Below are 8,797 nucleotides of genomic sequence, written 5' to 3'. Positions count from 1 at the left end.
GTTTTTTCACGTCTCAAAGAACATCTCATGCCAAAATTCTTAACAATTTTGACATAGCCGGGCAATATGTGCCCGATTGAATTTTTAAATCTTAAAATAGCCGCGTAAGGTTTTTACGAGGCCATCAAGTTTTGGCGAACTGCTTCCAACAGGATACGTCATTTTTCTTTTAGCGCTCCCTCAAACACCACTTTCGAGCATAACTCTGACCTATGTGAGTACAACAGAATTTCAGCCAAAGAGAAGAGAAGGTGTCCGTTTCAACAACGCATGCCTCTTTCCAGCAATCCTTGGTGCTGTTTGCCTGTTTTTTTTGTATCCTGCTAACTTTCTGTGAGAGTTCCTTTTTTAGTGGGTGCTCATCGCCGCGCCCCATTCTTCTTCTTGGACAATTTTTTTATGCTGCGTTACGAAGGCCCAATCTACCGTCCCCCCAGTGAGGCCGAATCCTTACTTGTACAGGCAACAATGGGATGCCCACATAATAAATGTACCTTTTGCATGGTATACAAAGAAGGACCGCATTTTAAAATTCGTCCCACAGTGGATATCTGTGAAGACATGGATTGGGCCGCCCAGGAATATGGCCCTTTCGTGACCACAGTGTTCTTCCCCGCCGGGAACAGCATTGCCATGAAAACGGAAGACTTGAGCCGTATTTGCCGCTATGCACATCGTGTGTTCCCTAATTTGCAGAGAATTACGATCTATGGCTCGGCACAGTATATTGAAAGCAAAGGGCTTGCGGAAATGCGGCAACTCGCTGAGGCCGGACTTGCACGCATTCACGTTGGCCTGGAATCCGGCGACAATGAGGTGTTGAACGCTGTGTGCAAAGGGGCTTCTCGTCAACAACAGATTGAAGCCGGCCAAATAGTCATGGCAGCGGGTATTGAGCTGAGCCTCTATGTTTTGCTTGGTATAGGGGGAAGAGAACGCAGCCACGCCCATGCTTTGGCAACAGCTTCTGCTCTAAATGCGATCCAGCCGACGTTCATTCGTCTGCGTACGCTTCTTCCAAAGAAACACACCCCCTTACTTGATGATATCCGTGCCGGAAGATTTCAATTACTGGGACCTCATGAAGTGCTGCGGGAGACACGGAAAATTGTCGAGGCTCTGGAAGTTCAGTCGGAATTAGCCAGTGATCATTATACCAATTACATCAATGTTCATGGAGTATTACCAGAAGATCAAAGTCAAATTTTAACAGAGATCGATAACGCCTTGCAGTGGGACGAGTCAAGCTTTCGGCCCGTGTATATAGGGAACCAGTAAAGGGGGAGCTTAAGCGCTGATGTTGACCATGCCTGTGGGGGCATGCAGCATTTTTTCAATAAGAATTTTAACAGGTTCCTTTGCTCCAACAAGAAATTGAGCAGTATAGAGGGTGCCCGTGGTCAGCATGTCTTTCAATTCATCCTTATGCTGGCTGATGAACCTGGCACGTGAGGAGTCTTGGCTATAAAAAGTGAGCGCTATGTTGTTCCCCTCCTGATGCACGGTGATATTGAGATTGCCCAGGCCTTCGAGTTGCAGATATAGACTCAAATCTGTTGGCTGGCGCTTTTTCTGTTGGTTGTCCTGCGTACTTTTTTGATGCTCATGGTCAATGAGTAGAAAGCCAGACTGGAGGAAGGGAAAGGGGAGGGGCATGAAAAAGATTGATTCCGCTCCCAGGCGCATCTGGACCAGCTGGGAAAACTGAATGGTGCTCAGGACATCGTCGGCAGCCTTTTGCAGAGTAGGCCCAGGCCCCAGGCTTGTTATTTCCAGCAGGGCAAACTTGAGTGTATTGGCCGCTTCCTGACTTTTGCCCTGGAATAATAGGCGCTCCATCTGTGTCCCCAGCTGTTCAAGAGACTGCTTAAGTTGCACACCATCAGGGGGCGGAGGGGCTGTTTTGCTTTCCTGTGCGGCCTGGAGAATAAATTTCAGTATCTGGGTAAGCGGTTGTGATGGATTGCTCCAGGTGAGTTGCTGTCCGATAAGTGGCTGCAGTGCTGTTTGCAGTACACCCGGCAATTTTTGCAGTTGCAGGATCGCTTCATCCTTGGTGATTCCGATGTTTCCCAGAAGGTCAACAGAGGAGCCGTTGCTGACGGTTTTCCCTTGTTGGGGCAGCTGCCTATTTGTTTCAGAAAGGAAAAATATTTTTGCCAGGTTGGCTGCCTCCTGACTTTTGCCCTGGGATAACAGGCGCTCCATCTGTGTCCCTAGTTGTGCAAGAGATTGCTTGAATTGCACACCATCAGATGGGGGAGGGGCTGTTTTGCTTTCCTGTGCGGCCTGGAGAATAAATTTTAGAACCTGGGTAAGCGGTTGTGACGGATTGCTCGAGGTGAGTTGCTGTTCGATAAGTGGCTGTAGTGCTGTTTGCAGTGTCCCTGGCAATTTTTGCAGTTGTTGAATAGCTTCATCCTTGGTGATTCCGATGTTTCCCAGAAGATCGACTGAGGAGCCGTTGCTGAAGTTTTTCCCTTGTTGTTGCAGCAGTTGCCCATTTGTCTCTGGAGGTGAAAATATTTTTGCCAGGTTGGCTGCCTCCTGGCGTATTGCGGTTGGTGCCGCAGGAAGAGCGTTTATCTGCTGGAGGAGTGCGCTCATAGCTTCCTTTTGGCCAGCGGTGGTTGTTGAGACCTCTGTGGCGGAGAGAACCGAGGCCAGCTGTGTGATAATCGCCGCAAGACTACTACTTTCTGATACGTTTCCCAGCAGTTGTGTCTGCATCTGTTGCAGGACGTGCTGAGAATTTGGGCTGAGTTGAACAGAGAGGGCTGGGGCCTGGGTAAGGGAGGCCAGTTCGGAAAACGATTCTCCCTGATGAAGTATGGTCTGCAAGGAGGCACCGATGCGCTGATCGAGTCCATTGATGTGGCTTTGATCAACAACTTTAAGCTGCAATTGGGGGGAAAGGGCGGTGACTTCGAGGGAAAGATTTTGGCCGGTTGAGAGGTTTACGCTCGTTTCTATGGGAATTTTTTGCCCGCCAATTTGTAAAGTGAAGAGATTGGGTGCCTCTTCAGAACTGACTGTTGCCTGTACAATCTGACCTGCGGTCAGGGCAAAGGGAGGGCGGTGGAGCTGGGCCTCCAGTTTGCTGGTTGGTAAAAGGGCTTTAATCTCTGGAATCAGAGGAGTGATTGCCACGTTCCCTCATGAGCGATGTGAGGCGAAGAACAAAGAGGCGCACTTGGTCACCCCAAAAGTTGAGGGCGAATTTTGTTGCGACATGTGTTGGTTGCAAGGTGAGCAGAGCATTGTTGTCTGTCCACCGGTATATCTGGTTAAATTCGAATTGTGATTCATTGGTAGAGCCTTGCGGGGGGAGCAGCCCCGCTTCTGGGGAGATCTCATAACCTTCGAATCAACCAGCCGCCTTGGAAGAGAAAACTTGTTCGACTAATCACGCGATGGTCTCATGGAAGGTCAAAGAAATTAGATTGTATAGCCTGATAACAGTGAGTTATAAAGCGGGCACGTCGTTCGCGTGGCTTTTTTGCCAGCACGATAGTTATCATCTTGCTGTTTGTACGTTTTCTCGTAGCTGACGTCGCTGTTCCTGAAAACAGGAAGATATAACCTGATCGCGTGCTTTTTGACTGATGACCTCATAATGAAAGGCGACCTGGTAGCGGTTTTTGCGCAGGCGATACGTGCGGACCACATCAGCCAGACAGACTACAGATGGCTCATCTTCAGGCATGGTCATCACCAGCTGAATGTTGTGGTTTGTGGGAGGTTTTTCCGCGAATACTGCAAGCACACCACTCCCGCTTAAATCGATAGTTGTCCCCAGCATTTTCCAGGTCTTTGCCTTAACCTCACGTGGACTGGCAATATAACTTGCTTCAATGGGAATATTGATCAAGACACGAAAAAATTCGCGCAGGGATTCAGGAGAAATCGGCTCGCGAGCAGTAAAAAGCAGGCGGCGAGCATCGCTCACTTCGTCCAGGCGGGCAACGAGGTTAAGTGATTCTCCCTGGTGTTCCACGGCCAGATTACAGTTAGCGCCAATGGGGAGATTGTCTTGCTCCCAGGAGTTGGGAGGGAAAACCAGTTCTATGGCTGTGCCATTTCTTTTGCGCAGAACCGCCTTGCAGCGATAATCTTCTCCGGTTTTTGCCGGAATGTCGACAATGGTTGGCGCATGATCTTTAATTTTTTTAAGTAATTTTGTGATGCTAGCCACGATAACGAATATTATTAGGGCAAAAATTGATGAGTTTGTATTTGTATTAGATTGGGCGTTCCAGGCTAACACGCATACGTAGATAACGGCGTTGCAATTCAAAGCAGCAGGCCATTATTTTATCCTGACTTTCAGAGTCGATTAGATCAAAATGCAATGCTGCGTGATACAGTCCTTCTTCAATTTTTCGGCAACGTACAACATGGCCAAGAGCATTGATAACATCCATATCCTGGGTCGGAAGTGTAAGCTCTATGCGAACCCTGGTCCCTTTTTCCAAAGGTTCGCTAAAGGCGCAGAGGAGACCGCTTCCGCTTAAGTCTATCGTATCGCCAAGCATTCGCCAGCTTTCTCCTTCACGTGCCATATTTGCTGGCACAACGGAGGACGCAGCTACTCGTGCTGTTGCATCAACCCTGAAATAATTTCTTGTTTGGGTGTGGGTTGTTGATTCATTTTCCTGAAAGTGCAAAATACAAGGTGGTTCAAACCGCACTATATCGGCATCGACTGCAACCGTTTGTTCGGCCAGATCAATCATGACCGTGCAGGGCCTCTCAGAGTCAACCTGATCAAAATCCAGTGAATCCAGCGGGAAACGTAAAGAGAATTGTGGCGGTGTTGCCGCGTCAAAGAAACAGGGGAAACGCACTTTTTCTGTGATTCCTTTGAGAGGGATCGACACCCTCAGTGCTGCACCTTCTTTGATGTGAGGTAAGAAACTTTTTTGTGATGACAAGTGATTACCCATTCTTGGATTAAGCTCAATGTTGTATTTAGATTGCCATAAGCTATCCAAGAAAGGAAGAATTTTTTCATGCCCTCAGCGAAAGAGGATATTCAAAAATGGACTGCGCCTTCACTGCCTTGTGAGCAACATCTTTCAATTCGAGATGGAAATGCGCCTGCCCGTATGCTGCGTTGCCGGCCGATACCCACGAAGGACTGTATTGCCTTTTTTTAACTTCAACAGTTCTTCACGATGAATAGCCATTATCGAACGTAACTGACGCGTCATCCGCTCGTTCTGTTTATGAATTGTACGCATCAATTCGATAAGTTCTTGCAGTTGCGGAGTATTACTTATGTTGGGATCGGTGTGTGCCATGTTAATAATTGCGATATCGTTTTCCCTTACCTGTTTCTGCAGTTGCAGCAACTGTTGGCTCAGTGCGATAATGGCTTTACTGTCTTGTCCCCGCATGGCACGCTCGATAATATTCAGGTGCTCTCCAATGGCTTTGTAATCAGCCAGTGACTGTGCAATTATTGATGTATTCATGTCACATTGCTACGGCAAGAGGTTTATAATCGGTATCCGAGGTCGAGGGCGCAACGCCTGCTTTCTCCCGTATCTCCTGTTTTTTGATATCAATGGCTTGTGCCCAGGTCGCGCGCAACTCTGAGAGCATTTTTTTTACTTCGATGAGGGGGGCCGTATCATTTGCAAGGCTCGCATCTAGTAAACGCTTCAACATGTAGCGGTAGAGTGCGTCTAAGTCTTCAGCGAGCTTGGGATTGACGGAATGATCGAGGGTTGCCGCGAACTCGGATATTATGGCAGATGTTTTATTGATGTAGTACGCGCGTTTATCGATGACTCCATTTTCAATGGCCTGAATGCCCAAAGCAACAAATTTAATAGCCCCGTCATAGAGCATGAGCATGAGTTGTTCCGGCGAAGCCGACTTGACTGTGTTGGTCAGATATTGATTCACATAGCCGTTCATTACTTGCCCCCGCTCATCATGCTACTCAGGTTTTCCATTTGTTGAGTCAGGTAGTCTGCTTGAGTATTCAATCCGCTGACCAAGGTCTCCATGGCACTGAACTGAGCCTCTAGCGTTTTTTGTCGCATATCCAGCCTCGCTTCCGTGACACTTATCTGACTATCTATTCTAGTCAGATTTTTTTCGATCGAGTCTTGCTTGGTTCGTAACAACCCGGTCCCGGAATTGGTCATGTCGAAGAGGTAGTTTTTAAACTTGGTCGCTGTACCTGTTACTCCTTCTTCACCTGATAATAATGTCGCTATATCTTCCAGATTGTTATTGATAGCGTTGTTAAGTGTAGTCTCGTTGATCTCCAAGGAGCCATCTTTCTGGGTTTCAAAGCCGAGTTGCGAGATGGTTTTGAATACACCTGAGTTGGGCGTTATTTCTGTGAGCAGGCTTTGCATGCGGCGTTTAATTGCATTGACGCTTGCATCGGATCCAATCACGCCTCCCTCCTGATCACCGTAGGCTGACTGGTCGGTGATAAAGCTCATAACCTCATTGTAACCTTCGGCAAAAGAGGCGAGCTCTGTTCGAATACTTTCTTTATCAACGTTGACGTTGAGGGTGGTGGTGGTTCCCTCTTCAGCTTTAACCAGATCAAGGGTCATCCCTGGTATGGCTTCAGAAATGGTGTTGGAGTCGCTACTTATCTCCACGGTATCGACACGAATAAGTGCTTTGCTCGCTTCCTGTATCGGGGTTCCGATGGACAGTTCTTCTCCTCCGCTCAGCCCGCTCGTATCCATGGAGAAGTCTTTAGCCACGTTCGTTCCCGCAAGAGACAGGCGGAAGGGGGCTGTTTCGTCCCCTGTATTGATGATGGAGGCAGAGATACCGATATCCGCCTCGTTAATGGCCTTCATCAAGCCCTGGAGAGAATTGTTACTGGAATCAAGTGTGAGTGCGTGGTTGACGCCACCAACCTCAATATTGAGTGTTCCGGTGCCGAACAAGGCGCTGTTCTTATCTGCATACCCACCTTCGGAAACAGATTTTTGCACCTGAGCCAGTGAAACCACTTCAACCTGATAGCTTCCTCCTACAACAGCTCCACTGTCAGCGGATGCTGAGACAAACTCTTCGGAGCTTTGCTTAACCGACCTTTGCAGGAGGGTTGAGGAGTAGTTGAGGTTTTTAATTTTATCCGCAAACGAATTGAGTCGTGTGTCGAGTTCCTGGAAGGCTTCAAGACGATTGTTGAGGTAAGTCTGATCCTCTTCCAGGCGAGTGATGGGAGTACGCTCAAGCGCCATCAACTCCTCGATGATGCTGCCGGTGTTCAACCCTGTTGCAAGTCCGCCAAATTGAATCGTCATGGCTGGTTCCTCCTGGTCTTCAGCTCACGTGGTTGTATCCACGATGCCCCCGGATAGCGAGAAATTTTTCAAATGCTCTGAGAGGCTCAGTAGTTCTTCTGGTGGTATTTGTCGTATAATTTCTTCGGTATCCTGATCAATGATCTTTACGATCAATTCATCGGAACCTGAATCTTTTTCAAAACGGACACTGTATAAACCGTCTTCGGTGAGTGCCCTGATCTGATTGATCAACTCCTCAGACTGGAGTTTACTTTCTTCTTCCGAAGAACTTGGTGTGTTTTCCTGGCTGATTTGCTGTTTTCTTTCAACCTGTTCTTTGGGTTCATTTGCCCGGGACGTGACTAAATTGGCGACGCCGACAGTCTCAATATTCATCTGTGGACCTCCCTGTTCGTGAGATAAATATCAATTTTGCACTGTCGTCTGCGGAGACTGTGATTTTTTCAGCGCCAAATGGAACTCCATGAGTCAGGTCGTGATAACCTACTGTTGCGCCTTTACGAGTATCCGCCGAACGAGCAGTTGCTCTTTCAACATTTTTTTCTAACTCGTTGTTCACTGTGCGATGTGAATTGTTTCCAAGATCTACCATGCGAGGAGAATTGAGACGTACAAAGAAAGCTTCATTGCCATTTGTTCCCACCTGATCTGATGATGAAGGCAATATCTCATTAAGTAGATTCTTACCATTAAAGATGGTGGTTTTGGCAATTCGTGTCAACTCTTGTTTCAGTTGGTTGACCTCGGCTTGGAGGGACTGCCGGTCGGAGACGCTCTTGGTTTCGCTGGCGGATTGAACTGCCAGTTCACGTATGCGTCGCAGGATATTCGTGTATTCCTGAAGCGCATCCAAAACAGCCTGCGCGTTGAAAATTTCATTATTAGAGTTGTACATAACCTGATTCAGACCGAATTTATTAGAAGTCAAACAAGCAAACTTGGTCGAACCATGTGCATCTTACAACACTGCTTTACTGTGAAGGCCGAGTGAGAGAGGGAGCGGTCCTTCGACAGACTGAACGAAAACGTTCGTCTGGTGCATTGAGCTTTGAGAGAAGCTACGTTTGTGTTCTTTGTTTGTGCCATGATATTCCTCCTTGAATATTTTTTGGCTCACCGTATGCTCGGCATCCTTGCCGTCTTGTATTGCTTAGATCTATTTTCGCCGATAGGCGCCTCCGTGAAAAGTAATTTCTTGAATTATGGTGAAAAATAGTGGGGTCTCGTCCTGATATCCCCTTCCTTTACTTTACGTATCGAACAGATTCCGGAAAAACTTTAGGATTTTTTTGGAAAATGATGTTTCGGGAGGTTGGTAAAAATACGTATTTTTGTGTGGAAGGGCGACGATAGCTGTTTAAGCTGCAATTGCTTCCCCAGAGACGGTCCCAAGAATCCGGACCACCCCTTTGGCTAACCTATCCATCGTTCCTTCATCATGTTAAAGAAGAGGGATTATGAAAAAGCAAAAGAGAAAGCACACACCGGAATTCAAAGCCAGAATT

The 8,797-nt window shown here is 47.5% G+C and carries 9 protein-coding genes; 1 reads left to right on the top strand and 8 read right to left on the bottom strand.

The features are described 5' to 3' along the window. The first annotated feature begins 399 nt into the window (after window positions 1-399). The gene (locus JWJ90_RS21885) at window positions 400-1,278 is read left to right on the top strand and encodes a radical SAM protein (RefSeq protein WP_205229350.1); all 879 of its coding nucleotides are present in this window, start codon (window positions 400-402) and stop codon (window positions 1,276-1,278) included. Window positions 1,279-1,287: 9 nt separating this feature from the next. On the opposite strand, the gene JWJ90_RS21880 is transcribed toward JWJ90_RS21885, so the two are convergent. The 8 genes from JWJ90_RS21880 to JWJ90_RS21845 all read right to left on the bottom strand — a co-directional run bounded on the left by JWJ90_RS21880 (window position 1,288) and on the right by JWJ90_RS21845 (window position 8,220). Next, window positions 1,288-3,150 (bottom strand): flagellar hook-length control protein FliK, encoded by a 1,863-nt coding sequence (locus tag JWJ90_RS21880; RefSeq protein WP_205229349.1) that lies wholly within the window; start codon window positions 3,148-3,150, stop codon window positions 1,288-1,290. A gap of 367 nt (window positions 3,151-3,517) precedes the next feature. Next, window positions 3,518-4,195 (bottom strand): PilZ domain-containing protein, encoded by a 678-nt coding sequence (locus tag JWJ90_RS23675; protein ID WP_205229348.1) that lies wholly within the window; start codon window positions 4,193-4,195, stop codon window positions 3,518-3,520. Window positions 4,196-4,241: 46 nt separating this feature from the next. Beyond that, entirely contained in the window at window positions 4,242-4,994 is a 753-nt protein-coding gene (locus JWJ90_RS21870; protein ID WP_205229347.1) for a flagellar brake protein, read from the bottom strand. An 84-nt stretch (window positions 4,995-5,078) separates the two neighbouring features. Next, window positions 5,079-5,477, bottom strand: a complete 399-nt coding sequence (locus tag JWJ90_RS21865; protein ID WP_205229346.1) for a hypothetical protein — start codon at window positions 5,475-5,477, stop codon at window positions 5,079-5,081. A 1-nt stretch (window position 5,478) separates the two neighbouring features. Further along, window positions 5,479-5,925, bottom strand: coding sequence for a flagellar export chaperone FliS (gene fliS / locus JWJ90_RS21860; protein WP_205229345.1), 447 nt, complete (start codon window positions 5,923-5,925; stop codon window positions 5,479-5,481). Then, on the bottom strand, window positions 5,925-7,289 hold the full coding sequence (gene fliD / locus JWJ90_RS21855; RefSeq protein ID WP_205229344.1) for a flagellar filament capping protein FliD: 1,365 nt from the start codon (window positions 7,287-7,289) through the stop codon (window positions 5,925-5,927). The genes fliS and fliD overlap by 1 nt, the downstream gene beginning before the upstream one ends. Before the next feature lie 24 nt (window positions 7,290-7,313). Continuing rightward, window positions 7,314-7,667 carry a flagellar protein FlaG gene (locus JWJ90_RS21850; RefSeq protein ID WP_205229343.1) on the bottom strand — a complete coding sequence of 118 codons (354 nt, stop codon included), beginning with the start codon at window positions 7,665-7,667 and terminating at the stop codon, window positions 7,314-7,316. Next, complete coding sequence (locus JWJ90_RS21845) at window positions 7,657-8,220, bottom strand: flagellin N-terminal helical domain-containing protein (RefSeq protein ID WP_275889164.1); 564 nt, start codon at window positions 8,218-8,220, stop codon at window positions 7,657-7,659. Before JWJ90_RS21845 ends, JWJ90_RS21850 begins: the two co-directional genes overlap by 11 nt. Between the last annotated feature and the right edge of the window lie 577 nt (window positions 8,221-8,797).

The organism is Desulfobulbus rhabdoformis (assembly GCF_016919065.1).
In the GTDB taxonomy this organism is placed as follows: domain Bacteria; phylum Desulfobacterota; class Desulfobulbia; order Desulfobulbales; family Desulfobulbaceae; genus Desulfobulbus; species Desulfobulbus rhabdoformis.
The sequence above is the reverse complement of the archived record's forward strand: the minus strand, read 5'-3'. Positions and strand labels throughout refer to the sequence as shown.